This is a genomic window from Streptomyces sp. MJM8645 (assembly GCF_001625365.1).
Classification (GTDB): domain Bacteria; phylum Actinomycetota; class Actinomycetes; order Streptomycetales; family Streptomycetaceae; genus Kitasatospora.
The window spans coordinates 7,042,871-7,069,539 of the sequence record NZ_LJJF01000001.1; the positions used below are offsets into that span (position 1 = coordinate 7,042,871).

General features: G+C 75.3%; 21 protein-coding genes. 6 read left to right on the top strand and 15 right to left on the bottom strand.

The window, feature by feature from the left end; translation table 11 throughout:
- Positions 1–22: 22 nt before the first annotated feature.
- Complete coding sequence (locus A6F73_RS29600; protein ID WP_063350573.1) at positions 23–709, top strand: alpha/beta fold hydrolase; 687 nt, start codon at positions 23–25, stop codon at positions 707–709.
- A 56-nt stretch (positions 710–765) separates the two neighbouring features.
- Here the strand turns inward: A6F73_RS29600 and A6F73_RS29605 are convergent, their stop codons facing one another.
- On the bottom strand, positions 766–2,205 hold the full coding sequence (locus tag A6F73_RS29605) for a DUF2252 domain-containing protein (RefSeq protein WP_079136390.1): 1,440 nt from the start codon (positions 2,203–2,205) through the stop codon (positions 766–768).
- A 250-nt stretch (positions 2,206–2,455) separates the two neighbouring features.
- Between A6F73_RS29605 and A6F73_RS29610 the strand changes: the two genes are divergently transcribed.
- Both A6F73_RS29610 and A6F73_RS29615 read left to right on the top strand, forming a co-directional pair.
- Complete coding sequence (locus A6F73_RS29610) at positions 2,456–3,472, top strand: LacI family DNA-binding transcriptional regulator (protein ID WP_244293547.1); 1,017 nt, start codon at positions 2,456–2,458, stop codon at positions 3,470–3,472.
- Positions 3,473–3,573: 101 nt separating this feature from the next.
- The gene (locus tag A6F73_RS29615) at positions 3,574–6,024 is read left to right on the top strand and encodes a polysaccharide lyase 8 family protein (RefSeq protein WP_063350575.1); all 2,451 of its coding nucleotides are present in this window, start codon (positions 3,574–3,576) and stop codon (positions 6,022–6,024) included.
- A gap of 38 nt (positions 6,025–6,062) precedes the next feature.
- Here the strand turns inward: A6F73_RS29615 and A6F73_RS29620 are convergent, their stop codons facing one another.
- Both A6F73_RS29620 and A6F73_RS29625 read right to left on the bottom strand, forming a co-directional pair.
- Positions 6,063–6,623 (bottom strand): DinB family protein, encoded by a 561-nt coding sequence (locus A6F73_RS29620; RefSeq protein WP_063350576.1) that lies wholly within the window; start codon positions 6,621–6,623, stop codon positions 6,063–6,065.
- 65 nt (positions 6,624–6,688) lie between these two features.
- Complete coding sequence (locus tag A6F73_RS29625) at positions 6,689–7,663, bottom strand: DUF2690 domain-containing protein (RefSeq protein ID WP_063350577.1); 975 nt, start codon at positions 7,661–7,663, stop codon at positions 6,689–6,691.
- Positions 7,664–7,863: 200 nt separating this feature from the next.
- Here A6F73_RS29625 and A6F73_RS29630 point away from each other — a divergent pair, with 200 nt between their 5' ends.
- Positions 7,864–8,655, top strand: coding sequence for a methyltransferase domain-containing protein (locus A6F73_RS29630; RefSeq protein ID WP_063350578.1), 792 nt, complete (start codon positions 7,864–7,866; stop codon positions 8,653–8,655).
- A gap of 99 nt (positions 8,656–8,754) precedes the next feature.
- Here the strand turns inward: A6F73_RS29630 and A6F73_RS29635 are convergent, their stop codons facing one another.
- The 8 genes from A6F73_RS29635 to A6F73_RS29670 all read right to left on the bottom strand — a co-directional run bounded on the left by A6F73_RS29635 (position 8,755) and on the right by A6F73_RS29670 (position 18,156).
- Positions 8,755–10,560 carry a beta-galactosidase gene (locus A6F73_RS29635; RefSeq protein WP_063350579.1) on the bottom strand — a complete coding sequence of 602 codons (1,806 nt, stop codon included), beginning with the start codon at positions 10,558–10,560 and terminating at the stop codon, positions 8,755–8,757.
- A gap of 52 nt (positions 10,561–10,612) precedes the next feature.
- A complete protein-coding gene (locus A6F73_RS29640) occupies positions 10,613–11,494 on the bottom strand; it encodes a sugar phosphate isomerase/epimerase (RefSeq protein ID WP_063351655.1) in 882 nt (293 codons plus the stop codon).
- Positions 11,491–12,663: a dihydrodipicolinate synthase family protein gene (locus A6F73_RS29645; protein ID WP_063350580.1), complete on the bottom strand. Its 1,173-nt coding sequence runs from the start codon at positions 12,661–12,663 to the stop codon at positions 11,491–11,493. The genes A6F73_RS29640 and A6F73_RS29645 overlap by 4 nt, the downstream gene beginning before the upstream one ends.
- Positions 12,663–13,814 carry a Gfo/Idh/MocA family oxidoreductase gene (locus A6F73_RS29650; RefSeq protein ID WP_063350581.1) on the bottom strand — a complete coding sequence of 384 codons (1,152 nt, stop codon included), beginning with the start codon at positions 13,812–13,814 and terminating at the stop codon, positions 12,663–12,665. The genes A6F73_RS29645 and A6F73_RS29650 overlap by 1 nt, the downstream gene beginning before the upstream one ends.
- Positions 13,815–13,923: 109 nt before the next feature.
- Positions 13,924–14,904: a hydroxyacid dehydrogenase gene (locus A6F73_RS29655; RefSeq protein WP_063351656.1), complete on the bottom strand. Its 981-nt coding sequence runs from the start codon at positions 14,902–14,904 to the stop codon at positions 13,924–13,926.
- 65 nt (positions 14,905–14,969) lie between these two features.
- Entirely contained in the window at positions 14,970–15,872 is a 903-nt protein-coding gene (locus tag A6F73_RS29660) for a carbohydrate ABC transporter permease (protein WP_063350582.1), read from the bottom strand.
- Entirely contained in the window at positions 15,869–16,732 is an 864-nt protein-coding gene (locus A6F73_RS29665) for a sugar ABC transporter permease (RefSeq protein WP_244293738.1), read from the bottom strand. Before A6F73_RS29665 ends, A6F73_RS29660 begins: the two co-directional genes overlap by 4 nt.
- 83 nt (positions 16,733–16,815) lie before the next feature.
- Positions 16,816–18,156, bottom strand: a complete 1,341-nt coding sequence (locus tag A6F73_RS29670; protein ID WP_063350584.1) for a sugar ABC transporter substrate-binding protein — start codon at positions 18,154–18,156, stop codon at positions 16,816–16,818.
- 210 nt (positions 18,157–18,366) lie between these two features.
- Here A6F73_RS29670 and A6F73_RS29675 point away from each other — a divergent pair, with 210 nt between their 5' ends.
- Both A6F73_RS29675 and A6F73_RS29680 read left to right on the top strand, forming a co-directional pair.
- Positions 18,367–20,391: a DUF2264 domain-containing protein gene (locus tag A6F73_RS29675; RefSeq protein WP_079136127.1), complete on the top strand. Its 2,025-nt coding sequence runs from the start codon at positions 18,367–18,369 to the stop codon at positions 20,389–20,391.
- Between the two features lie 9 nt (positions 20,392–20,400).
- Positions 20,401–21,195, top strand: a complete 795-nt coding sequence (locus A6F73_RS29680; protein ID WP_063350585.1) for a TIM barrel protein — start codon at positions 20,401–20,403, stop codon at positions 21,193–21,195.
- Between the two features lie 142 nt (positions 21,196–21,337).
- Here A6F73_RS29680 and A6F73_RS29685 read toward each other — a convergent pair whose 3' ends face one another.
- The 4 genes from A6F73_RS29685 to A6F73_RS29700 form a co-directional block, all read right to left on the bottom strand.
- Positions 21,338–22,402 carry a substrate-binding domain-containing protein gene (locus tag A6F73_RS29685; protein WP_063350586.1) on the bottom strand — a complete coding sequence of 355 codons (1,065 nt, stop codon included), beginning with the start codon at positions 22,400–22,402 and terminating at the stop codon, positions 21,338–21,340.
- 140 nt (positions 22,403–22,542) lie between these two features.
- Complete coding sequence (locus A6F73_RS29690) at positions 22,543–23,214, bottom strand: DUF3592 domain-containing protein (protein WP_159398570.1); 672 nt, start codon at positions 23,212–23,214, stop codon at positions 22,543–22,545.
- Between the two features lie 69 nt (positions 23,215–23,283).
- Positions 23,284–24,303: a LysR family transcriptional regulator gene (locus A6F73_RS29695; RefSeq protein WP_159398571.1), complete on the bottom strand. Its 1,020-nt coding sequence runs from the start codon at positions 24,301–24,303 to the stop codon at positions 23,284–23,286.
- A 143-nt stretch (positions 24,304–24,446) separates the two neighbouring features.
- Positions 24,447–26,297 (bottom strand): APC family permease, encoded by a 1,851-nt coding sequence (locus A6F73_RS29700; protein WP_244293739.1) that lies wholly within the window; start codon positions 26,295–26,297, stop codon positions 24,447–24,449.
- Between the last annotated feature and the right edge of the window lie 372 nt (positions 26,298–26,669).

Below are 26,669 nucleotides of genomic sequence, written 5' to 3' on the forward strand. Positions count from 1 at the left end.
GCCCGCAGTTACGGTGGCGGGCATGACCGAGAACCGGATCGTGGACCTGCCCGAGGTGGCGCTCGCCTACCGTGAGAGCGGCCCGCCGGACGGCCCGGTGCTGGTGCTGCTGCACGCCCTCGGGGAGCGCGCCACGGACTGGGACGTCGTCCTGCCCGGCCTCGCCCCCGGGCACCGCGTGTACGCGCTCGACCTGCGTGGCCACGGCGACAGCGGCCGCACCGCCCGGTACGGCCTGGAGGAGATGCGCGACGACGTGCTCGCCTTCCTCGACGCGCTCGGCCTGGCGCGGGTCGACCTGGTCGGCCACTCGATGGGCGGCGTGGTCGGCTACCTGGTCGCCCAGGCCCGGCCGGATCGGATCGGCCGGCTGGTCCTGGAGGACATCCCGGCACCGCACCCGCGCCCGGCCGGCGCGGTGCCGGACGCGCCGGACGAGCCGGTGCACTTCGACTGGGCCGTGGTGAAGGCCGTCAAGACGCAGGTCGACACCCCCGACCCGGCCTGGCTGGCGGGGATGGCCGGGATCACCGCCCGCACCCTGGTGGTCGCGGGCGGCTCGGCGAGCCACGTCCCGCAGGAGCGGCTCGCCGAGCTCGCCCGGCTGATCCCGGACTGCCGGATGGTCACCATCGAGGCCGGGCACCTCGTGCACAGTGCCCGGCCCGCCGAGTTCGTCGCCGCGGTGGCGCCGTTCCTGTCCGCCTGACGCGGACGTTCTGACGCGGACGTCCTGACGCGGACGCCTCGGGGCGGACGCGCCGGTCAGACGCCGAACTCGGCCGGCAGGCGGCCGGCGCGCACCGCCGCGACCAGGTCGGCGTGGTCGGCCTCGGTCCGGTCCGCGTACGCGACGGCGAAGGCGGCGACCGCCTCGTCCAGCGCCTCGCTCCTGCCGCAGTAGCCGGCCAGCAGGCCGGGGTCGGCGGTGTGCGCGTGCGCCCGGGCCAGCAGGGCGCCGGTGATCCGGGCGTAGTCGTCCAGTTGGCCCGGCAGCAGCGCGGCCGGGTCGACGCTGCCCTTGCGGTTGCGGAACTGCCGGACCTGGTAGGGGAGTCCGTCCACCGTCGTCCAGCCCAGCAGGGTGTCGCTGACCACCTGCATGTGCTTCTGCCCGAGCACCACCCGGCGGCCCTCGTGGCCGTCCTGACCGGCCACCGGGTGGCCCGCGCGCTCCAGGTGCGGCAGCAGCACGGACGGGCGGGCCTCCTTCACCTGGAGCACCAGCGGCTGGTCCCGGTGGTCGGTGAGCAGCACCACGTACGAGCGGGTGCCGACGCTGCCGGTGCCCACCACCCGGAACGCCACGTCCTGCACCCGGTAGCGGGACAGCAGGGTGCGCACCTCGGCGGGCACCGTCGCCACGTACGGGCCGAGCGACTGCGCGACGGCCCGCGCGGTCGCGTCGGTCACCTCGGTGAGCACCGGCGGAGCGGCCGTGAACCGCCGACCGCCGTCCGCCGTACGGGTGGTGCTGCGGGCGGCGAATCTGGCGCTGGTGTTGCCCAGCGCCTTCGCGCCGACCTTGCGCAGCACCTCGGCCAGGTCGTGCGCCTCGGTGAAGGAGACCAACTGCTCGTCCGCGACGGCGTTCCAGGCGTCCAGCGCGGGCAGCTTGGCGAGCGTGCGCATCGTGCGGCGGTAGGAGCCGGCCGCGTGCTGGGCGGCCTCCCGGGCGGTGGTCTCGTCGGCCCCGGTCTCGCGGCCGGCCAGCACCAGGCTCGCGGCCAGCCGCTTGAGGTCCCACTCCCACGGGCCGGGCACGGTCTCGTCGAAGTCGTTGATGTCCATCACCAGTTGCCCGCGGGCGTCCCCGTACAGCCCGAAGTTGGCGGCGTGCGCGTCCCCGCACAGCTGGGCGCCGACCCCGGTGGCCGGGGTGCCCGCCAGGTCGGCGGCCATCAGCCCGGCCGAACCGCGCAGGAACGCGAACGGCGTGGCGGCCATCCGCCCCACCCGGATCGGCACCAACGCGGCGATCCGGCCCGCGTTGGACGCCTCGATCGCCTCGACGGCCGTCGGCCGCCCGGGCACCGGCGAGAACTCCGCGTGCCGCTCCCGGGGGATGCGCCCGCGCAGCGTCTTCCCCCGCTCCCGCGAACGCCCGCCCTGCCCTGACGCGAACCCGGCCACCGCGAACGCCCGCCGCCCCTGCGGCGCAGCTCCGTCCACGTCGGCCGCGGCCCCGTCCGCCACCTCGGTCACCTCGGTCACCTGCGTCACCGCTCCCCACCCGTCCCTTCCGGCTCCCACCCGCCCGCGACCTGCGCGAACGGTTCTGCAGGGGGAGTGACGTCCGACGCCTGACGACGGTTCCTGAGCCCGGCGGACGCGAGGCGGCAGCCGCCCGTATCCTCGGGGCACGGCCCGCCGTCGAAGGCCGGGCGCGGAGTTGGTCGGGACCGGGGGGACAGTGGTGAGCGACGGGGGGAGAGCCCGGCGGGGCAGGCCCACGGTGAACGACGTGGCGGCGCTGGCGGGCGTGTCGATGGCGACGGTGTCGCGCGTGCTGGCGGGCGACTACCCGGTGGCCGGGGCCACCCGGGAGCGGGTGCTGCGCGCGGTGCGCGACCTCGACTACGTCGTGAACGCGCAGGCGCGGGCGCTGGCCGGCCGGCGGTCCCGGACGGTGGCGATCCTGCTGGGCAACCTCGCGGCGCCCTTCCACAACCGGGTCGCGCACGGTGTGGAGCGGCAGGCGGTGGACGAGGGCTGCCTCTGCCTGGTGGCGGCGACCGACGACGACCCCGACCGCGAACTGACGCTGGTCGAGGAGATGCGGGCGCGCGACGTGGAGGCCGTCGTGCTGGTGGGCGGGGTGGAGGACAGCCCGGGGTACCGCACCCGGATCGCCCGGCTGGCGGGCATCCTGGACGCGGCCGGCTCCAGGCTGGTGCTCTGCGGCCGGCCCGCCCCGGGGGAGGAACTGCCGCTGACGGCCGTGCACTACGACAACGCGGGCGGCGCGCGGGCGGCCGTCGACCACCTGCTGACGCTGGGCCACCGGCGGATCCTCTTCCTCGGCGGATCGGCCGTGACCACCACCACCCGGGAGCGCCTCGCCGGGCACCAGGCCGCGCTGGCGGCCCACGGCCTGCGCCACCCGGCCGAATTGACGGTGGAGGGGTGCCACACCCGGGACGGCGCGCGGGCCTGGCTGCGCCGCCGCCTGGCCCAGGGCCCGCCGGACTTCTCGGCGGTCTTCGCGCACGACGACGACGTGGCGGCCGTCGTGCTGACGGTCCTGCGGGAGCACGGGATCTCCGTGCCCGAACAGGTCTCGGTGATCGGCTTCAACGACCTGCCCGGGGCCGAGGACCTCAGGCCCGGCCTGACCACCGTGCGCATCCCGCACCTCGACCTCGGCCGCACGGCGCTGCGCCTCGCGCTGCACCGCCCCGGCCCCGAGCCGCAGCGGGCCGTCCTCGCCACCGAGCTGGTGCCCCGCGGGTCGACGGGGCCGGTCGGGTAGCCGGCCCTCCGGCCACGAGCCCGTGCCGGAAGCGTTGTCCTCGCGATAGAAAGCGCTTACTCTCCCGTCAGACAAGGGAGTTCGCGAGGAAGGACCGCCCGATGGACAGCTCGTGGACGAAGACCGGTGACCCGGCGTCGATACCGCTCCTGAGCAGGCGCGGACTGCTCAGGACCAGCGCCGCCGCCACCGCCGCGGCGGCCGCGTGGTGGCTCGGAGGGCCCACCGAGGCCCGGGCCGCCGACAACTACGACGCGATGCGCGCGGCCTGGTCCGAGCAGCTGACCGGCACCGGGTACGACCCGGCCGCGCCGCCGTTCGCCCGCGCGCTCACCGCGCTGGGCGACCAGGCACGGCGCCACCAGGCCGCGTTGAGCCCGCAGGCCGGGTCGCTCTGGCCCGACCTGCCGGTCGGCTCCGCCTCCGCCGCCGTCACGTCGACGGTCGGGCGGCTGCGGCTGATGGCCCTGGCCCTCACCCGGCCGGCCACCGGCTCGACGGGCGACCCAGGCCTCGGCGCCGCCGTCGCGACCGGCCTGGACTGGGTGCTCCAGCGCGCCTACACCGCCACCACCACGTCGTACGGGAACTGGTGGGACTGGCAGATCGGCGCCCCCCAGGCCCTGCTGGACGTGTGCGTGCTGCTCGGCGACCTCCTGACGGCCGAACGGGCGGCCGCGTGCGGTGCGGCCGTGGACCACTTCGTCCCGTCCTCGGTGGTCGACAAGTACACCGGCACCAGCACCGGGGCCAACCGGGTGGACCTGTGCCGGGTGCTCGCGCTGCGCGGTGTCATCGGCCGCTCGGCGGCCCCGGTCGCCGCCGCGCAGCGGGGGCTGTCACCGGTGTTCCGCTACGTGACCACCGGCGACGGGATCTACGCCGACGGCAGCTTCGTCCAGCACACCTGGGTGCCGTACACCGGCAGCTACGGCGAGGTGCTGCTCGGCAGCCTGAGCCGGCTGCTGCGCCTGCTCGCCGGTACGCCCTGGGCCGTCACCGACCCCGCGCTGCGCAACGTCTTCACCGCCGTGGACCGGGGGTTCCTGCCGTTCCTGTTCAACGGCCTGGTGATGGACGGGGTTTCGGGCCGCGCCGTCAGCCGCGGCGTGCAGGCCGGCGACGCGCGGCGGGCCCGCCTGGACGACCACGTGCGCGGCCACGCCCTGCTCGGGGACGTCCTGCGGCTGGCCGACTCCGGGTCGGTGCCGACGGCCCAGGCGGCGGCCTGGCGCGCCGCCGTGAAGGGCTCCCTCCAGCGCGACCAGGTGCTCCCCCACCTGTCCAACGTCCTCGCCGACATCCCCGAACTCGCCCGCGCACAGGCCCTTCTGGCGGACTCCGGCACCCGGGCGGCGGACGAGGGCACGGGCAGCCGGGTGTTCACCATGGACCGGGCCGTCCACCGCCGGCCCGGCTGGAGCGCGCAGCTCAGCCTGTCCTCGTCCCGGACCGCCTTCTACGAGTGCGGGAACGGCGAGAACCTGCGGGCCTGGCACAGCGGCAGCGGAATGCTCTACTGGTACGGCGGCGAGCAGGGCGACGAACAGTACAGCGACTCCTTCTGGCCCACCGCCGACCCCTACCGGCTGCCCGGCACCACCGTGTCGACGCGCCCGCTGGCCGACGGCGCCGGTGGCGACTGGGGCCAGGCCCGCCCGGCGACCGCCTGGGCGGGCGGGGCGAGCGACGGCGACCGGTCGGTGGTCGGCCAGGACGTCCGGGGCCTCGGCTCCACCCTGGTCGGGCGCAAGTCCTGGTTCTGCCTGGACGATTCGATCGTCTGCCTCGGCGCGGGCATCGGCTGTACCGACGGCGTCGCCGTCCGCACGACCGTCGACCACCGCAACCTCGGGGCCCGCGAGGACCGGGAGTTCGTGCTGGACGGCGTCCGCCAGCCCGCCGACCCCGGCTGGAGTCGGCGGGCCGACGGCGTCCGCTGGGCGGCGCTCGCCGGGTCGGGCGCCTGGGTGTTCCCCGACGGCGCCACCCTCGACCTCGCCCGCGAACGGCGGACCGGGGCGTGGGCCGACATCAACCGGGGCGGGGCGCCCGACCCGATCACCCGGACCTACCTGTCGATCGGCCTCGACCACGGCACCGACCCCGTCGACGGGACGTACCACTACGTGCTGATGCCCGGGGCCGGCCCGGACCAGGCGGCGGCCCGCGCGGCGGCCCCGACGGCCACCGTGCTCGCCAACACGGCCGACGCCCAGGCGATCAGCGCGCCCGGACTCGGACTCACCCTCGCCAACTTCTTCGCCCCAGGCACCGTCGGCCCGCTGACCGTCTCCGCCCCCTGCTCCGTCCTGCTCCGCGAGAACGGCGGCGACCTCTCCGTCGCCGTCGCCGACCCCACCCGGAAGGCGTCCACCGTCCAGCTGACGCTGGCGCTGGACGGCTACCGGCTCGCGAGCGGCGGCACCGGCATCACGGTGCTCTCGGACTCCGGGCCGCTGGTGCTGCGCTGCGCGGTGGCGGGCACCGGGGGAGCGAGCCTGTCGGCGGTCTTCCGGCGGAGCGCCGCCTTCCAGCGGGGCGCCGCCTGACGGGGCCGGCCGCCGAGGTCAGCGCACCGGGACGGGCCTCACTGGCCGACCCGCCCGTCGAGGCACTCGCGCAACAGGTCGGCGTGCCCGCAGTGACGGGCGTACTCGTCGATCCTGTGCACCAGCAGCTCTCGCACCGCGATGCCGCTCTTCCCCAGCCGCGTGCCCAGGTCCGGGTGCGCGGCCAGGGCGGCGTCGGTCGCGGCCTGTTCGCGGGCCAGGTCGGCGAACGCCGCGTCGACCTCGGCCTGCTCGGCGACGGCTCCGTCGAAGTCCGCGTCCCGCTTGCCGTAGAGCTTCGGCAGCGGATCGCCGTCGCTGATCCAGCCGCGCCAGTCCCGTTCCACTGCGGCGAGGTGCCGGACGAGGCCGAGCAGCGACATCGTCGACGGCGGGACGGACCGGCGGGCCAGCTGCTCCGGGTCCAGGCCCTCGCACTTCATCAGCAGGGTGTGGCGGTAGTTCGTCAGGAAGTCGTTCAGGGTGGGGAGTTCGCCGTCCGGGCAGACTCCCTCGCTGTTGCGGGGGTCGTCGTCCGGGTCGGCCCACATGTCGGGGTAGACGGTTGCCTGGGTCCATCGTTCGGGTTGGTCGCTCATGCGGGCCATGCTCGTCCGTGCGGGCCCGAGCCGCCAGTGGGTTTTGCCGCGACGGTGGCGGCTCCTCAGAGCGTGGGTGTCGGCGTGGGCGTCGGCGTGGGAGCGGCGGCCGGAGGAAGGGGGCTGGGGAGGGCGCTCGCGCGGGCCGCGGGGTCGGTGACGACGCCGGTGCAGTTGTCGCCCTCCTTCTGGTGGCCGCACACCTGCAAGGTGGTGTCGCCGGGGCTCGCGTCGACCATCACGGAGTAGTTGTCGTAGCCCCAGTGGATCAGGGCGGTCTCCTGCGAGCCGTGGTTGGTGGTGATGGTGGCGCTGTCCCCGGGGGAGCCGTCGGTGATCCCCGACCAGGCGGCCCGGCAGCGCGGGCTGTAGTGGACGTAGAGGACCACCTTGCCCACGTTGCCGGTCAGCAGGGTGCGCTGGTCGACGTCGCACCGCATGTCCTGGGGGTCCTTGCCCGCGCAGCCGACGCCCTCGCAGAGCGGCGCCGGCCCGGCGGTCGCCGCTGCCGTCGCCGCCGCCGTCTTCGGCGGGAGCGTCGCCGCCGATGCCGTGCCGTTGCCGCCGTGCGGGCCGCGCAGGTACAGGGCCGCGAACAGGATGAGCACGGCGGCCACGGCGGCTCCCACGCCGGCCGCCGGCCGCCGCCACGGGGCGGGCCGCGGCGAGGCGGGGGCGGCGTCGGGCGCTTCGGCCGGCGCTGCGGGCGCGGGCGCCGGGGAGAGCGCCTCGTCCGTGTCGTGCGTGGCCTCGGAGGAGGGCGCCTCGTGCGCGTCGCGCGCGGCCTCGGCCTTCCGCAGCAGGGAGGTGAGCAGATCGGCGTCGCACTCGACCGTGGCGATCAGGCCGGCCAGGGCCTGCGGGGTGATCAGGCGCTTCCCGTTCAACCAGCGTTCCCAGGAGGCCTTGCTGAGGTAGGTCCTCTTCCCGAGTTCGGCCAGGGAGATCCGGTGCGCGTCCTTGACCGCGCGCAGTTCCTCGGCCAGACGTCGAGCGGGTTCTGAAAGATCGTCAGGGAGCGGCTTCCAGGACTGACTCATCGCGGGTACCTCGGGCGGGTCGGTGGAGGATGCAAACTGATCCACTTTCGGATGATCAGTTTAATCGGTCGACTTCCCTCGGTTCCCACCCGCAGCCCGGGGCGCCTTCGCGCACCCGGTACCGATCGCCTACCATCGCGGTCGGCCGCGTCGAGCGACGGGCGGGGCGACGGGCAAGGGCGATCCGAGAGGCGCGGAGCATGGGCGACGAGCGCGGCTACCTGCTGGACAACCGGCAGCGGGAGGCGGGTCGACGGTTCGAGGGCATCGCCGAGCTGTTCGACCCGTGGACGCTGGAGCACTTGGACCGGCTGGGCCCGGCCGACGGGCACCACTGCTGGGAGGTGGGTGCGGGCGGCCCGGGCATCCCGCTGGCACTGGCCGAGCGGGTCGGGCCGGCGGGCCGGGTCCTGGCCAGCGACCTCGACACCAGCTGGCTGACCGGACTGCCCGCCGACCGCGTCGAGGTCCGCCGGCACGACGTCACCCGCGACCCGCTGCCCGACGGGCTGTTCGACCTGGTGCACGTCCGCCTGGTGCTGGTGCACCTGCCCGACCGGGCCGAGGTGCTGCGGCGGCTGGCGTCGGCGGTACGGCCCGGAGGCTGGCTGGTGGTCGAGGACGCGGACCCGGCCCTGCAACCGCTCGCCTGCCCGGACGAGCACGGGCCGGACCAGGAGCTGGCGAACCGGGTGCGCCGGGCGTTCCGGGCCCGGCTCGCCGAGCGCGGCGCCGACCTCGCCTTCGGCCGCACCCTGCCCCGGCTGCTGCGCGAGGCGGGCCTGACGGACGTCGCCGCCGAGGCGTACTTCCCCGTCACCTCCCCGGCCTGTCGGGAGCTGGAGGCGGCGACGGTCCGTCAGCTCCGCGACCAGCTGGTCGGCCCCGACCTCCCCGCCGCCGACCTGGACCGGCACCTGGCCAACCTCCGCGACACCGAGCTGGACGTGACCACCGCCCCGCTGATCACCTGCTGGGGCCGGCGCCGGTAGGTGGCCACCGCAGGACGCTCCGTCCCCGGCCGGCCGGCCGGGTCGAGGCGACGGCGTAGCCGGTGAGCAGGGCGGTCACGATGTCGGTGAGGCGGAGTTTCAGAACTCGGAGCTGGGGGCGTCCGTGACGGGGCCGAGGTCGGGTCGGTCGCGCAGGTCGAGGGCTTCGCCGTGGCGGGTGAGTTCGAGGAGGACGAGGGTGTTGGTGCCCGGGTGCCAGAGCGGGGCGGGGGCGTAGAGGGTGCGCTGCGGGCCCTCGTCGGTGTAGCGGCCGAGGAGGAAGCCGTTGAGCCAGAGCAGGCCGCGGCCCCAGCCGGGCAGGGCGAGGAAGGCGTCGGCGGGGGTGTCGAGGTCGGTCTCGAAGCGGTGGAAGGCCGGGTCGCCGTCGGTGGCGGCGGTGGCCGGGTCGAAGGCCAGGCCGCTCAGGTCGGTGAGGGGGAGCGGGCGGATCTCCCAGTCGTGGAGGCGCTGGCGTTCGTGCGAGACGCCCCGCCGGATGCCCTTGTGGTCGTCGAGTTGGGGGCCGTAGTTGGTGCGGCCGAGCGCCTCGACCAGGATGTCCAGGGTGGTGCCGGCCGGCGCGGTGGCCAGCGGGAGGGTGGCACCGGGGTCGTTGCGGTCGAGGGTGCCGAGGGGGCGGCCGTCGGCGAAGACCTGGGCGCGGTCGCCGAGGCCGTCGATGCGCAGCGGCAGGGTGGGGCGGGGGCCGGGGACGCGGGTGCGGTAGTGGATGAGGCCGAGGGACTGGCCGAGGTTCTCCATGGGTTCCGGGACGGGCCGGTGGTGCGGGGTGGCCAGGGCGTCCAGGGAGTCGAACAGGCGGGCCCGGCCGGTCCTGCGGTCGATGCGGCGCGGGGCCAGGCGGGGCGGCTCGGCGGGGAGTTCGCCGTCGGGCAGGGGGAGGTACCGGCCGATGACGTCGCGCAGGGCGTGGAACTTGGCGGTGAGTTCGCCGGCCTCGCCGATGGGGGCGTCGTAGTCGTAGCTGGTGGTGGTGGGCTCGTAGCCCGGGGTGTCGGGGCTGGTGCCGGTGTGGTTGGCGCCGGACCAGAGGCCGAAGTTGGTGCCGCCGTGGGCCATGTAGAGGTTGACGGAGGCGCCGGTGGCGAGGAGTGCGTCCAGGGAGCGGGCGGACTCCTGCGGGTCGCGGACGTGGTGGGGCCCGCCGACGCGGTCGAACCAGCCGATCCAGAACTCCATGGCGGCCAGCGGCCCCTTGGGCTGCTGGCGGCGCAGCACCTCGAAGCGCTCGGGGGCGCGGGAGCCGAAGGTCGCGGTGGCGAGCAGGCCGGGGATCGCGCCGCCCTGCTGCATGAAGTCCTCGGCGCCGTCGGCGGTGAACAGCAGGCAGTCCACGCCGCGCGCGAGGAGGCCGTCGCGCAGGTGGGCGAGGTAGCCGGCGTCGGTGCCGTAGCTGCCGTACTCGTTCTCGACCTGGACGGCCACGACGGGGCCGCCGCGGCTCGCCAGCAGCGGCAGCAGCTCGGGCACGAGGGCGTCGAACCAGCCGTCCACGGCGGCCAGGAAGGCGGGGTCGGCGCAGCGCAGGCGCAGGCCGTCGACGGCGAGGAGGCGTGCGGGCAGGCCGCCGAACTCCCATTCGGCGCAGATGTAGGGGCCGGGCCGCAGGATGACGTCCAGTCCGTGCTGCTGGGCCAGCCGGACGAACCGGGCCACGTCCCGCCAGCCGGTGAAGTCGATCTCACCGGTGGGCAGTTCGTGGAAGTTCCAGGGGATGTAGGTGTCCACGGTGTTGACGCCGAGGGCGCGCAGGCGGCGCAGCCGGTCGTCCCAGAGCTCGGGGTGGACGCGGAAGTAGTGCAGGGCGCCGGCGACGATCCGGTGCGGGGCCCCGTTGCGGCGGAATCCGGAGTCGTCGTAGTCGAGTTCGATCGTTTCGATCATCGCGTGACCAGCTTTCGAGGGTGTGGCACGGGCTGCCAGGGTAGGCCAACGGCTACCGGTGTGGCGCGGTGGCCACGTGGGTGCGGTGGCGGTCGGCCACGGTGGCGAGGGTCTGCGCGCCGGGGGTGGCCCAGATCCGCTCGTTGAAGATCTCGACCTCGATCCAGCCGGTGTAGCCCGCCGCCGTGACCTGGTCGGTGAGGGAGCGGAAGTCGATGTGGCCGTCGCCGACGTGGCCGCGCCCGAGCAGGACGTCGGCGGGCAGCGGCAGCGTCCAGTCGCACACCTGGTAGGCGGCGATGCGGCCGTCCCGGCCCGCCCGGGTGAGTTGCTCGGGCAGCGCCGGATCCCACCAGACGTGGTAGCTGTCGACGACCACGCCGACCTGGGCGGCCGGGTGCGGCGCGGCGAGGTCGAGCGCCTGGCCGAGGGTGGAGACCACGGCGCGGTCGGCGCAGAACATCGGATGCAGCGGTTCGATGGCCAGTCGTACGCCGAACTGCCCGGCGTACGGCGCGAGTTCGGCGAGCAGGTCGGCGACCCGGGCACGCGCGCCGGGCAGGTCGCGGCTGCCCTCGGGCAGGCCTCCGACGACCAGCACCAGGGTGTCGGTGCCGAGTTCGGCGGCCTCCTCGACGGCCCGCCGGTTGTCGTCGAGCGCGGCGCGGCGGCCTTCGGGCCCGGCGGCGGTGAGGAAGCCGCCCCGGCAGAGGCTGCTGACGGTCAGGCCGCTGTCGCGGACCAGCCGGGCGGCGCGGGCCGTTCCGGTCTCGGCGACCTTGTCCCGCCACAGGCCGATCGCCGGGATGCCCGCCTGCGCGCAGCCCCGGACGGCCTCGGGCAGGGACCAGTGCTTGGTGGTGATCTGGTTGAGCGAGAGCCGTTCCAGACCGGGGGCGGCGGTACCCCGTTCGGCGGGGTGGGGTGCGGTCATGCCGACCACCCGGCCAGGGCGAGGTAGCGGCGCATCCGGTCGGCCGCGAGCTCGGGGTCGGGGAGCACCCCGGCGGCGTCGGCGAGCCGGAGCAGTTCGACGAGGTGCGGTACGGACCGGCCGCTCTGGGCGCCGGCCACCATGGTGAAGTGCTCCTGGTGGCCGGCCAGGTAGGCGAGGAAGACCACGCCGGTCTTGTACTGGAAGGTCGGCGCCGCGAAGAGGTGCCGGGCCAGCGGCAGCGTCGGGCCGAGCAGCGCGTCGTAGCGGGCGGTGTCGCCGGCGTCCAGGGCGTGCAGGGCTGCCGCGGCGTGGCCGGCGATCGGGTCGAAGACGCCGAGCAGGGCGTCGCTGTGGCCGAGTTCGTCGCCCTTGATCAGTTCGGGGTAGTGGAAGTCGTCGCCGGTGTAGAGCCGCACCCCGGCGGGCAGGGCGCGGCGCAGCGCGACCTCCCGGTCGGCGTCCAGCAGCGACACCTTGATGCCGTCGATCCGACCGGGGTGTTCGCGGATGAGGGTGAGGACGGTGTCGGTGGCCGCGTCGAGGTCGGCGGAGCCCCAGTAGCCGTCCAGTGCCGGGTCGAAGGCGGCGCCGAGCCAGTGCAGGATCACCGGCCGGGCGGACTGCCGGATCAGCCCGTCGTAGACGCGGAGGAAGTCCTCCGGGCCGCGGGCGCGGGAGTTGAGGGCCCGGCTGGCCATCAGGACGGGCTGCGCTCCGGCCGCCTCGACCACGGCGAGCTGCGCCTCGTAGGCGTCTGCGACCTCGCTCAGGGCGGCGGCCGTGATGTCGCTCAAGGAGCCTGCCGGGTCGGTGAGTTGGTCGGTGCCGACGCCGCAGGCGAGCCGGCCGCCGACGGCGCGGGCCGCCGCGCCGGAGCGGGTGATGAGTTCGCGGGTGGCGGCCCAGTCCAGGCCCATGCCGCGCTGGGCGGTGTCCATGGCGTCGGCGACGCCGAGGCCGAGCGACCAGAGGTGGTGGCGGAAGGCGAGGGTGGCGTCCCAGTCCAGGGCGGCCGGGGCGCCGGCGGCGTTGGCGCCGAGCGGGTCGGCGACGACGTGGGCGGCCGCGAAGGCCGTGCGGGAGGCGGGCGGGTGTGCGGGCAGGTCGAGCGGTGCGGGCTCGCGCAGCCGCAGCCGGCCGTGTCCGGGCAGGTCGAGTTCGGCCATCAGAGCACCAGCTCGGGGACGTCGAGCCGGCGGCCCTCGCGCGCCGAGCGCAGGCCGAGTTCGGCGAGCTGGACGCCCTTGGCGCCTTCCAGGAGGTCCCACGGGTAGGCGGAGCCGGTCGCCACGTGGCGCAGGAACAGCTCCCACTGCACCTTGAAGCCGTTGTCGTACTCCTCGTTGGCGGGCACCGGCTGCCACTGGGCGCGGAAGGGGTCGGTGGCCGGGAGGTCCGGGTTCCAGACCGGCCGGGGGGTGGTGGCCCGGTGCTGGATGCGGCACTCGCGCAGCCCGGCGACGGCGCTGCCCTCGGTGCCGTCGACCTGGAACTCGACCAGTTCGTCCCGGTCGACCCGCACCGCCCAGGAGGAGTTGATCTGCGCGACGACGCCGCCGGCCAGCTCGAAGACGCCGTACGCGGCGTCGTCGGCGGTGGCGGGGTAGGCCCGGCCCTGTTCGTCGACGCGGCGGGGGATGTGGGTGGAGGCGTGCGCGTACACCGTGCGGACGGGCCCGAAGAGGTTGTCCAGCACGTAGCGCCAGTGCGGGAACATGTCGAGGATCACGCCGCCGCCGTCCTCGGCGCGGTAGTTCCAGGACGGGCGCTGGGCGCTCTGCCAGTCGCCCTCGAAGACCCAGTAGCCGAACTCGCCGCGCACGGACAGGATCCGGCCGAAGAACCCGCCGTCGATCAGCCGCTTGAGCTTGCGCAGCCCGGGCAGGAACAGCTTGTCCTGGACGACGCCGTTGCGGACGCCGGCCGCCCGGGCGAGGCGGGCCAGCTCCAGGGCGGCGTCGAGGGATTCGGCGGTGGGCTTCTCGGTGTAGACGTGCTTGCCGGCGGCGATCGCGGCGCGCAGGGCGGCCTCCCGGGCGGGGGTCACCTGGGCGTCGAAGTACACCTCGGTGAGCGGGTGGGCGAGCGCCTCGTCGAGCGAGGTGGTCCAGTGCTCCAGGCCGTGGCGTTCGGCCAGGGCGCGCAGCTTGGCCTCGTTGCGGCCGAGCAGGATCGGTTCGGGCCAGAGCACCCGGCCGTCGTCGAGGTCGAGGCCGCCCTGCTCGCGGATGGCGAGGATCGAGCGGACGAGGTGCTGGCGGTGGCCCATGCGGCCGGTGACGCCGTTCAGGACGACGCCGATCACCTTGCGGTCCACGGGTGTTCTCCTTGCAGCTGGTGGTGTTGGTGCTGGCGGGGGCGCGGTCAGGCCGTGCAGCTGGTGACGGGGGCGCGGTCAGGCCGTGCAGCTGGTGACGGGGGCGCGGTCAGGCCGTGCGGTGGATGCCTTCGGGGTGGACGGCGTGGGCGAACGGCAGGCCCCGCGCGTAGCGGGCGAGCTCGTCGGCCGCGGCGGCGGCCATCCGGTGCAGCTCGCCGCCGAGCGAGCCGGCCACGTGCGGGGTGAGCAGGACGTTCGGCAGCTCGTACAGCGGTGAGTCGGCGGGCAGGACCTCGGGGACGGTGACGTCGAGGACGGCGTCCAGGCGGCCGGCGACGAGTTCGTCGGTGAGCGCCTGCTGGTCGACCAGCGAGCCGCGGGAGGTGTTGACCAGGGTGGCGCCGTCGCGCATCAGGGCGAGCCGGCGGCGGTCCACCAGGTGGTGGGTCTCCGGCAGTTCGGGGGCGTGCACGGTGACCACGTCGGAGGAGGCGCACAGGTCGTCCAGGCCGACGGCCCGGGCGCCGAGCGCGGCGGCCTCGGCGGCCTCCACGTACGGGTCGTACAGCAGCAGGTCGAGGTCGTGCGGGCCGAGCAGTTCGAGCACCCGGCGCCCGATCCGGGAGGCGCCGACGACGCCGACCGTGCGCCGGTAGTTCCCGGCGGCGGCGTAGGCGCCCTGCCAGTCGTGCGGGGCGCGCCGGTGCCGGTAGTCCTCGCGGATCGCCAGCAGCCGCTTGTTGGCGAGCAGCACGGCGGCGACGGTGTACTCGGCGACGGGCAGCGCGTTGGCCCAGGCCGCCGAGGTCACCTGGAGGCCGCGCCGCCAGCAGGCGTCGGTGACGTGGTGCTTGACCGAGCCGGCGGCGTGGATGACGGCGCGCAGCCGGGGCGCGGCGGCCAGTACGGCCTCGTCCAGCGGCGGGCAGCCCCAGCCGCTGATGATGACCTCGGTGCGGGCCAGCGCGGCGGCGGCCTCGGGGGTGGCGAAGTCGTCCACGACCAGGTCGGGGTCGAGGTCGGCGAGGTCGGTGAGCCGCTGGACGGCGTGCCGGTCGAGCAGCCGGGCGGGCAGGGCGCGGTCCATCGCGAGCAGGGCGCGGGGCCGGCGGGCCGGGGCGGCGGGGGAGCGGATGTCGGCTGTGGTGGTGGTCATTTGACGCTTCCTGCGGTCAGGCCGGCCCGCCAGTGGCGTTGCAGGCCGAAGAAGGCCGCCACCAGCGGGAGGACGGCGAGCAGCGAGCCGCTGACGACGAGGGGGTAGTACTCGGGGAAGGCGTGGGTCTGGGCGTTCCAGCTGAACAGGCCGAGGCTGACCGGGAAGAGCCGGTTGTCCGAGAGCATCACCAGGGGGAGGAAGAAGTTGTTCCAGATCGCGGTGAACTGGAAGAGGAACACCGTGACGAAGCCGGGCGTCATCATCCGCAGGCCGATCGACCAGAAGGTGCGCAGTTCGCCCGCGCCGTCCATCCGGGCCGCCTCCAGCACCTCGCCGGGGACGTAGCCCGCGCAGAACACCCGGGCGAGGTAGACGCCGAAGGGGTTGACCAGGGAGGGCACGAAGACCGCCCAGAAGGTGTTGACCACGCCGAGGTCCGAGGCGAGCAGGTACATCGGCAGGGCCAGCGTGGTGGTGGGCACCAGCACGCCGAGCAGCACCAGGCCGAACAGCTTCTCCTTGCCGGGGAAGGAGTGGACGTGGAACGCGTACCCGGCGCAGACGCAGACCAGGGCGCAGGCCAGTGCGCCGAGCCCGGCGTACAGCAGGGAGTTGAGGTACCAGCGGAAGTAGATGCCGTCCCCGGTGGTGGCCAGCGCGTGCAGGTTCTCGCCGAGGTGCCAGGTGGCGGGGGAGAGGGCGCGCCCGCCGAGCAGGTCGCCGGTGTTCTTGGCGGCGGCGGTCACCAGCCACAGCAGCGGCAGCAGGGTGTAGGCGGTGGCGAGGACGAGGGCGCCGTTGACGGCGGCCTTGGAGAGGCTCCACGGCCGGCGGGGCGGGTGGCTGCGGGCGGCGGAGCGCTGCCGGGGGCGGCGTCCGGGGGCGAGCGTGGTCATCCGGTGGCCTCCGTCCGGCGGTCCGGGCGCGGGCGGGTGGCCCGGGTGACGAGGAAGGACAGCGCGGCGGCGGCGAGCGCGAGCAGCACCGAGGCGGCGGCGGCCAGGCCGTAGTCGCCCCGGTCGAAGGCGGCGGTGTAGGCGTACATGCTGGGGGTCCAGGTGGAGACGACGCCGGGGGAGGCGCCGTGCAGGATCATCGGTTCGGTGAAGAGCTGGAGCGAGCCGATCAGGGTGAACAGGCCGACCAGCACGATCGAGGCGCGGATGAGCGGGATCTTGACGCTGACGGCGGTCCGCAGCGGTCCGGCGCCGTCGACGACGGCCGCTTCGAGGACTTCGCGCGGGACGGCCTGGAGTGCGGCGTAGAAGATGACCATGTTGTAGCCGGTCCACTCCCAGAGTGCGATGTTGACCACGGCGGGCAGCGGCGCGCCGAACGGGTCGGGGTGGGCGCCGCCGGCGTTCAGCAGGTCGATGACCGGGCTGATGCCGGGCGTGTACAGGTAGACCCAGATCAGCGCGGCGATGATGCCGGGTACCGCGTGCGGCAGGAACAGCGCCAGCTGGAAGAAGCGGCGGGCGCGGGCCAGTGCCGAGTCCAGCAGCAGCGCGAGGAGCAGCGCCAGCCCCGTCATCAGCGGGATGTAGAGCAGGCAGTACTGCGCGGTGGTCCAGAAGCCCGAGCGGAACGCCTGGTCGCCGAGCGCCCGGGCGTAGTTGCCGAGGCCGGTGAAGACCGTCTCGCCGCCGCCGAAGCCGAGCCCGGAGCGGTGCTCGGTGTACAGGCTGAGGTGGACGGCGTAGCCGATCGGGACGAGCGTGCAGGCGGTGAACAGGAGCACGAACGGGGCGAGCAGGACGGCCGGCGCCCCGTACCGCCCGCGCCGGCGGGCGCGGGCGGCGACGGCGGGCCCGGGCCCGGTGCGGGGCGGCTGGGCGGTCACTGCTTGACCTTGAGGCCGCGGTTCTTCAGCTCGGCCAGGGTGGACTGCTGCGCGGCGTCGAGGGCCGCCTGGACGGTGCCGCCCTGGGTGAGCTTGCCGAACGCGTCCTTGAGCGCGTTGTTGGTCGCGTTCATCGTCGGGCCCCACTGCCAGTTCGGCTTGATCGACTTCGCGGCGTCCGTGTAGAGCGCGTACACGTCCTGGCCGCCGTAGAAGTCGGCCTTGAAGGCCTCCTCGGCCACCGGGACGAGCGCGGGCGCGGCCGGGAAGGCGGAGGAGGTGCCGGAGGCGATCCGGGCCTTGATGCCCTCCGGCGTGGTGGTCGCCCAGGTGGCGAACTCGACGGCGGCCTTGGCCTTCCTGCTGTTCTTGGAGACGGCGAAGGTGGTGCCGCCGACCATGCCGCTGGCCGGGGCGCCGTCCCAGCTGGGCACCGGGGCGACGGCCCACGTGCCGGCCGCGTCGGGCAGGGTGCCCTTCAGCACCCCGCCGCCCCAGGAGGCGCCGAGGTAGCCGGCGGTCTCGCCCTTCTGCAGCGAGGCCGTCCACGGCTGGCTGAACGAGGGCTGGACGCGGACCAGGTCCTCGGCGATCAGCTGCTGCCAGTAGTCCGCGGTCTGCTTGGTCCCGGCGCCGTTGAGGTCGACGCTCCAGGCGTCGTCGCGGCCGGTGAACCAGTGGGCGCCGGCCTGCCAGGCCATCGCCTCGAAGGTGGCCGGGTCGTCGGGGAAGAAGGTGGCGATCCGGGTGTCCGGCTGGGCCTGCTTCAGTTTCTGCGCGGCGGTGCGGAATTCGTCCCAGGTCTTCGGCGGGGTGAGGCCGGCCCGGTCGAAGAGGTCCTTGCGGTAGTAGAAGGCCTGCGGCGAGGCGTCCAGTGGCAGCGCCCAGGTGCGGCCGCCGAGGGTGGTCAGGTCCATGGTCTGCGGCAGGTACTTCGCCTTGAGCTCGCCGGGGACGAGCCCGGAGATGTCCTGGACGGCGCCCTGGCTGACGAAGTCCGGCAGTTGGGCGTACTCGACGTTGAACACGTCGGGGGCGTTGCCGGCCTTCACCGCGTTGGAGATCTTGGCGTACCCGCCGGCCGTGCCGGACGGTATCTCCTCGTAGACCACGTTGACGTCGGGGTGGGAGGCGTTGAAGGCGGCGACGACCTCCTTCGTGCCCTTGGACCAGGCCCAGAAGGTCAGCGTGACCGGCTTGCCGTCGTCGGCCTTCGGGGCGCCGCCGCCGCCGCTGCCGGCGCAGGCGGCGAGGAGGACGGTGGACAGCAGGCCGCCGGCGGCGGCGCGGAGGAGTCTGCGCCGGGGGTGGGGGAGGGGGAGCGGGAGTGAGGGCATGCACGACTCCGGGAGAGGGGGGCGCGGCCGGGGGGTCAGTGGGGCTGCCGGTGGCCGCGACCGGGCGGGCAAGTGGTCGCCATCCTGGGCGGGCGATCGATCGAAGTCAAGAGATTGGGATCAAATGATCCGTTGCGATCAAAAGCCTTGACGAACGATCAACCGCTTTCTAGATTCCCCGCACGGGGCACGACTCCCGAGCCCCGGGCCATGGAGGACACCGCCGTGCTGCTGCCCCCGGAAGACCACGCCCTCAGCCCCCGCACCGGCTGGACCAGAGCCCACTGGGAGGCCGCCGCCGACGGGCTGCTCGACGCCGTCCTCCCCTGGGCCGGCCCCGGACACGCGCTGATCGACCTCCCCCGCGCTACGCCGAGCTGGTCCGGCCGCCGCTCCGACGCCCACGAAGGCTTCGCCCGCACCTTCCTCCTCGCCGCCCTGCGGATCGCCGGCGCCGGCGGCGCCGACCCGCACGGCCTGCTCGACCGCTACGCCGCCGGACTCGACGCCGGCACCCGCCACCCCACCACCGCACGCGACCTCACCGACGACGACCCGGCGTCCTGGCCCGTCGTCACCGACCGCGGCCAGGCCATGGTCGAGGCCGCCGCCATCGCGTTCGCCCTGCGGCTGACCCGCCCCTGGCTCTGGGACCGCCTCCCCGCCGACGTCCGGACCAGAACCGCCCGATGGCTCGCCGAGACCCTCCACCGCACACCCAACGACAACAACTGGTGGCTCTTCCCGCTCGCCGTCGGCGGCTTCCTCGCCGAGGCCGGCGTCGAGGAGCCCGCCGCCCGCGCCGCCGTCCGGCGCGGCCTCGAACGCATCGACCGCTTCTACCTCGGCGACGGCTGGTACACCGACGGCCGCCCCCGCGCCTTCGACCACTACAACGGCTGGGCCCTGCACCTCTACCCCGTGCTGCACGCCCACCTCGCCGACGACCGCGCCCTGCTCGCCGAATACGGCCCCCGGCTCGCCGCCCACCTCGCCGACTACGCCCACCTGTTCGGCGGCGACGGCGCGCCGGTGCACCAGGGCCGCTCGCTGATCTACCGGTTCGCCGCCGCCGCCCCGCTCTGGGCCGGCACCCTCACCGGCCACACCCCGCTCACCCCCGGCACCACCCGCCGCCTCGCCTCCGGCGCCCTGCGCCACTTCCTCGACCGCGGCGCCACCGGCCCCGACGGCCTGCTCACCCTCGGCTGGTACGGCCCCCACCCCCCGCTCGTCCAGCCCTACTCCGGCCCCGCCTCGCCCTACTGGGCGGCCTCCGGCTTCCTCGGCCTGCTGCTGCCCGCCGACCACCCCGCCTGGACCGACCGCGAGGAGCCCGCGCCCGCCGAACGCCGTGACACCGTCCGGGCGCTGCCCGGCCCCGGCTGGCTGGTCCAGTCCACCGCCGCCGACGGCCTGGTCCGCCTCCACAACCACGGCAGCGACGACCAGCCCGCCGACCGCGTCCACCCCGACGACCCGCACTACGCGCGGCTCGCCCACTCCACCGCCACCGGCCCCGTCCACACCGGCCCGGCCGACAACCACCTCGCCCTGCTGGTCGACGGCGAACCCACCGAACGCGGCCCCATCACCCCGCTCGCCACCGGCGACGGCTGGGCGGCCTCCACCCACCGCCCCCGGGCCGCCGGACAGCCCCTGCCCGGCGTCACCGTCACCTCGCTGACCCTCGCCCACGGCGCCGACGAGGTCCGCGCCCACCTGGTCGTCGGCGCCCCGCCCGGCACCCCGCTGCGCGAGGGCGGCTGGGCCGTCGCCGGAGACCACCTGCCGCCCGCCCGGCCCGGCACCGGCACTGCCGCCGCCGCCACTGCCACCGCCCACACGCTGGACGGCCGGCTGCTGACCAGCGAACTGCGCACCCTGCACGGCTACACCGCCGCCCGCACCAGCCCCGTCCCGGACGGCACGGCCTTCGGAGCGGCCGCCGCCCTGCCGGTCCTGACCGGCGCCACCGGCGGGGCCGCCCACCTGCTGGTGTGCGCCGCCCGTCTCACCGCTGTCCGCCTCACCACCGCTCACCTCACCGCAGCCCGTCTCACCGCCGCCGCGGACGAACTCCCGCCGCTCGACGGCCTGACGGCGGACGTGGCGGCCGCCCCCGACGGGGCCTACCGGCTGCGGGTGCGGTGGCCCGACGGCGCCGTCCACGAGGCGGAGCTGTCGCCGGGAGCGGCCTTCGCCCGCCGGCTTCCGCCCGGCGCCCGGACCTGAGGAGCACCCGTGCCACTCGCCCTGTCCACCCTCGGCCTGCCCGACCTGCCGCTCGCCGCCGCCGCGCGCCTCGCCGCCGACCACGGCTGGCACGGGCTGGAACTGCGCTGCGCCCCGGGCCAGCCGGTCCACCCCGGACTGACCGCCGACGAGCGGCGCGCCGCCGTGCGCGCACTGGCGTCCACCGGGACGGTTCCGCTCGCGCTGGCCTCCTACCTCGGCATCGCCGCCCCGGGCGCGGACGCCCCGCTGCTCGCCGACCTCGGCGGACACCTGGAACTCGCCGCCGACCTGGGCTGCCCGGCCGTCCGGGTCTTCCCGCGCGGCGGCGCCGCGCCCGGCCCGGCGGCGGCCGACGAACGGGCTGATGGGCGCGCCGCCCGGCGGCTGGCCGCCGTCGCCGGCCGCGCGGCCGCGCTCGGCGTCCGGGTCCTGGTCGAGACGCACGACTCGCACCCGACCGGCCGCGACCTCGCCCGGCTGCTCGCCCCCGTCGACCACCCGGCCGTCGGCGCCCTGTGGGACCTCCAGCACACCGTCCTCGGCGGGGAGCCGCCGCAGGCCACCCACCGGGCGCTGGCCGGCCGGCTGGGCCACGTCCAGGTCAAGGACGTCGCCTCGGCCGCCGACCGCACGCCACTGCCGCTCGGCGCCGGCACCCTGCCGATCGCCGCCTGCCTCGCCCTGCTGCCGGCCGACGCCTGGGTCTGCTGGGAGTACGAGGCGCCGTGGTACCCCGAGGCCGCCCCGCTGGCTCCGCTGCTCGGCGCGGCCGCCGCCTGGCTGGCGGGACTGCGGCGGTAGGTCCTGTCCGACTGATCTCGCCGGGCCCGCGACGCCCCCCCAGCCTGGCGGCCGGGAGGTGCATCCAGGCATCCCGCCTGGCTGCACGCCCGAATCGCCCAAGTACGGCCAGTACGAGGGCTCCCCGGCCGAGGCTGGGGGTTCAGCCGCCGCAGGAGGTGCGGATGCGCAGGGCCGGGAGCAGGGAGATCCGGTGCACCGGCAGGTCGGGCCCGGCGGTGAGGCGGCGCAGCAGGAGGCCGACGGCGGTCTCGCCGACCGCGCGGGTCGGCGGGGCGACGGCGGTCAGCGGCGGGGCCGCCAGGGCGGCGAACACGTCGTCGTAGGCGATCAGCGCGAGGTCGTCGGGCACCGCGAGGCCGCGGGCGCGGAGCAGCGGGAGCAGCTGGATCGCGTCCTGGTCGTTGTGGATGAGGGCGGCGCGGACGCCGTCGGACACGGCGTCGGCGATCAGCCCGGCGAGCCGGTCGGAGTCGGCGGGGCGGCCGTCGTCACCGAGGGTGTCCAGGACGGGCAGGGCGGCCAGTCCGAGCAGCCGGGTGCCGTGCTGGTAGCCGGCCCGGACCTCCCGGGCCGTCCAGGAGTCGCCGCGGGCCGCGAGCAGGACCCGGTCGTGGCCGAGGTCGGCGAAGTGGCGCAGCGCGAGGAGGACGCCCTGCCGGTGGTCCGAGCCGACGGAGTCCAGGCCGGCGCCGGGGCCCCCGTACTCGGGCGCGCCGCGTTCGACCAGGATGGCGGGCACCGGCAGGTCGTCCAGCCAGTCGTGGGCCTGCGCGGGCCGGCCCGGCAGGAGGTTGGGTGCGAGCAGCAGCCCGTCGAGGCCGGATTCCAGCAGCCGTTCGGCCTGTGTGTGGTCGTCGCGGGCCTCGTAGGGGGCGATGCCGAGGACGAGTCGGGCGCCCGCCGCCGTCGCGGCGGCCCGGGCGCCGTTGATCAGCTCGTCGAAGTACGACCCGACGGAGGGCACCAGCAGCCCGAGGGTGCGGGTCTCGCCCTCGGAGTCCGTCGGCTTCTCCGGTGTGCGCCGTACGACGAACCCGTGCGAGCGCCCCACCCGGCCGGCCTCGGCCAGCGCGGCGACGTCCCGCCGTACGGTCACCGCCGGAATGGCGAGCCGCGCCGCGAGGTCGGCGAGCCGCAGGGGCCCGCTCGCCTCGCCGACGGCCTTGAGGATCAGGTCCCGACGTTCCTCGGCCGAGATGGTCATCGCCTGTCCCCCGTACTGCTCCGAACCGTGGCTGGTTGATCGGACCATATCTTTCGATCGACTTCCGATCAAGTATGACCGCGATGCCGCACCTCATACCCCGCCGGGCCCGCCGTCGCCGTTGCCGCCCCGGCGCGGCGTCAGTAGTTCGCGGACTCCTCCAGGACCCACCAGACGCCCAGGCTGAACGGGGTGCCGAGCCCGCCCACGACGACCGCGATCCACAGCGGCCAGTAGCTGCCGTCGGTGACGGGAGCGCGTTGCGGGTGGACGGGATCGATCCGCACGTCGACCCGGTGCCCGTCGGGCCACTGCACGTCCGCGCCCTCGGCGGCGCGGTACTCGTGCCCGTCCGCCGTCCAGAGGAAGGTGCACTCGGTGCTGGTGTCGCCGCTGCTGTGGCAGCCGGTGACGGTGGCGGACACCCGCAGCGTGGCGTGCCGGTCCAGGTCGCGCTCGTGGAACCAGCCGCTGAGGGAGAAGGCGAAGCAGCCGGCGAAGGTGCAGAGCATCAGGGCGAGCATGGCGCCGTGGAACAGGGCGGAGACGGAGCCGGAGCGCGGGCTCTCGCCCAGGGCCGGCCGCACCGGCGAGGCCAGCGCCGCGAGTGCCGCCGCACCGGCCGCGCCGATCCAGCCGGCGTACCAGGGCGTGGATCCCCATGGCGCGCAGGCCGTCGTCACCGTGCCGACCAACATGGTGGCCCAGGCCGTCCGTTGGAGCAGACGCGTGGCGGCGCGCGCCCGGCGGCGCAGCCGGTCGGAGGGGGGAGGAGCAGGGACGGGGGGGCGCTCGTCCGCGATGGTGGTCACCCGGCCACGCTGGCAGAGGGCCGGGCCGGGCACCAGCAAGCGGCGCTCACCCCCGGCGTTCAGCAGCGCTTACGGCGCCCCGGCGGGCGGCTCGGCGGGCGGGCCCTCGGGCGTGCTCGGCGCGCTGGGGTCGACCAGGTGGCCGTTCACGCGCGGCTCGCTCTCGGTCAGGCCCTGGGCCGCCAGCCGCTGGCTCGCCGCCAGCAGTGCGCTCTGCAGCGCCTCGGCCGCCGCCCGCACCGCCGGCGGCGCCCCCCACGGTCCGGTGCGGCGCAGCAGGCGCACCAGGTAGGCGCCCGGCACCGGCAGCGTGGTGACGGTGCCGGCGCCCGGGCCGATCAGGGCGGCGGCGTTCGCGGGCAGGATCGCCGCGCCCAGCCGGGCGGCGAGCATGGTGTAGACGGCGAAGCGGTAGCGGGCGGTGTGCTCGACCAGGGGCACGATGTCGTGCCGGGCGGCCAGGCGTCGGAAGGCCAGCTGCCGGGGTGAGCCGGTCGGGGCGGCGATCCAGGGGCGGCCGGACAGCTGGGCGGGGTCGGTGGGCGGGGTCCAGTCGGAGGGGACGACCAGGCGGTAGGCGTCCTCGAACATGACGCTCGCCTCGACGCCGGGCGGCAGCGGGGTGGGTTCCTGCCGGTCGTCCTCGATGACCAGGACGTCCAGTTCGCCCAGGCGCAGCGCGCGCAGGCCCTCCTGCCGTCCGGTCTCCACCAGGCGGGGGGCCAGGTCGGGGTGGGTGCGGGCGAGCAGGTGGACGGCGGTGGTGGCGAAGAATGTGATGGCGGGTGGTGGCACGCCGATGGCGACCGGGCCGGCGGCGGCGGCGCCGAGTTCGCGCAGGTCGCGGGCGGCGTCCTGGAGCGCCTGGCCGATCCGGTCGCCGTAACCCGCCAACAGGCGGCCCGCGGCGGTCAGTTCGGCCCGTCCGCCGGTGCGGTCCACCAGCGGGACGCCGACCTCGCGTTCCAGCCGGCCCAGTTGCTGGGACACCGCGGAGGGAGTGTGTCCCAGCGCGCGCGAGGCGCCCGCCACGCTGCCGGCGTCGGCGATCCGGCGCAGGATCAGCAGCCTCTTCGGGTCGAGTTCCACCACTGTGCCGCCCTTTCGCCGCGCCCGGGGTCGAGGCTGCCCATCCTGGCAGAGGCCGCGGGCGCCGGTCCGGGCCGGGCGGCAGGCCTGGCCGGTCGGGGATCGGCGGGTCAGCGGCGCCCGTGCGGACACCCGGACGGGCCTCAGACGTGGAACGGGACGGTGGTGACGACGATCTTCGGCAGCGGGCGGAGCGCCCTGCGCAGGCGGGGGGCGAGTCGGTTGTGCAGGAGGCGGTGGCGCCGATGCCGTACGACGATCTCCGGGAGGACGACGGTCAGGGTGAGGTCCGGGCGCTGGTCGTGCAGGGACTCGATGTAGTTGACCAGGGGCGCGACGATCGTGCGGTAGGGGGAGAGGAGGATCTTCAGGGGCAGGTGGTCGCCCCACAGGTTCCAGTACGCGCGGAAGCGCCGGGCCTCCTCCTCGCTGGCGCTGATGTGCAGGGCGAGGACGGGCTGGCGGAGCGAGGCGGCGTAGGCGAGGGCGCGCATGCCGGCCAGGTCCAGTGCGGCGATCGGCACGATCAGCAGGGGGTGGATCTCCTCGGGAGTCTCCTCGCTCTCCGCCTCGCGCTCACCCTCCGCTTTCGCCTCCGCGGAGGGTGCGGGCGGCGCGCCGTCCCGTGGGCGTGGCCGGGTGAGAGCGCGGCCGGGGACCTCGACGGCGTGCGGGTGCAGGGCGAGCGCCGCGGCGACCTGCTCGTAGTGGTGCCGGATCCTGGTGGCCACCAGGATGAACAGGCCCACCACGAGCGCGGCGAACCAGGCGCCCGAGGTGAACTTGGTGATCGCGGCGGTGACGAGCACGATCGCCGAGAGCAGCGCGCCGACGGCGTTGAAGATCAGACTCTTGCGCCAGTGGCGGTCGCGCAGGCGCCACCAGTGCACGACCATCCCGGTCTGCGACAGCGTGAAGGCGAGGAACACGCCGACCGCGTACAGCGGGATCAGCGGCGCCGTCATGCCGTCGAACGCCGCGTAGATCGCGGCCGCGGCGACCGAGAGCACGACGATGCCGTTGCTGAAGGCCAGCCGGTCGCCCAGCCGTAGGAAGATCCGCGGCGCCTGGTTGTCGCGTGCCAGGAGGTAGAGGACGCGGGGGAAGTCGTTGTAGGCGGTGTTGGCCGCCAGGAGCAGGATCGCGGCCGTGGCGGCCTGGGTGAAGACGTAGCCGAAGCCCGGGCCGAAGGCGCGGTGGGCGAGTTGCGACAGCACCGTCTCCTGGGCGTCGGGGACGACGCCGTCGAGGTGGACCAGCGCGACCGTGCCGGCGAAGAGCACGATCAGTAGGCCGACCATCCAGGTCAGGGTGGTACGGGCGTTGCGCCACTCGGTGGGCTGGAAGGCCGGGACGGCGTTGGAGATCGCCTCGATGCCGGTCATCGCCGTCGAGCCGGAGGCGAAGGCGCGCAGGACCAGGAGTACGCCGACCCCCTCGGTCGCGGTCGACTGCGGAGTGGCGGTGGGTTGGAAGCCGTGGCCGGCCGCGTCGTACAGGCCGAAGGCGATGAGGGCGAGGACGGCGACGACGAAGGCGTAGGTCGGTGCGGCGAACAGGACGCCCGCCTGCCGTACGCCGCGCAGGTTCCCGGCGAGCAGCACGCCGATCACGGCGAGGCCGATCGGCACGACGTCGCCCCGCAGCGAGGGGACCGCCGAGGTGACGGCCTCCATGCCGGAGGCGATCGAGACCGCGACCGTGAGGATGTAGTCCGTCAGCAGACCGGCGGCCGCCGCCAGCCCGGGGAGGCGGCCGAGGTTCGCGGTGGCGACGATGTACGAGCCGCCGCCGTGCGGGTAGGCGCGGATCGTCTGACGGTAGGACACCCCGACCGCCAGCATCAGGAACGCGATCGTCGCCGCGATGGGGACCGAGTAGCGCAGGCCGGCGGTGCCCGCCAGGACCAGGACGGCCAGCATCGCCTCGGGCCCGTAGGCGACGGACGAGAGCGCGTCGGCGGAGAGCACCGGCAGCGCCACCAGCTTGCGCATCCGCTCGTGCGCGATCGCGGTACTGCGCAGCGGGGCCCCGAGCAGCACGTGCCTGACCCCGGCGCCCGCCCGGCCGAGTCGGGAGGTCGGGGTGTCCTTGCCGCCCGCCTCGACCGGCGGCTGCCCGCCGACCGTGGCCACCCGCACGAAGCGGCCGAAGCGCACCGGCCGGATCTCGGAGGAGGCCGGAAAGCGGCCGAGCTCCGGGTCCACCGGCAGCGCCCGGCGCCACGCCTGCGGATCCCCGGCCGCCCGGCCCCATTCCCGGCCCACCCGGCGCAGTACCCCGACCTGCTGCCGGTCGAGGACCGGCAGCGTGGCGTCGGGACTGGGTGCGCCGCCCGCCCCGGCGCCACCGCCGTCATTCTTCGT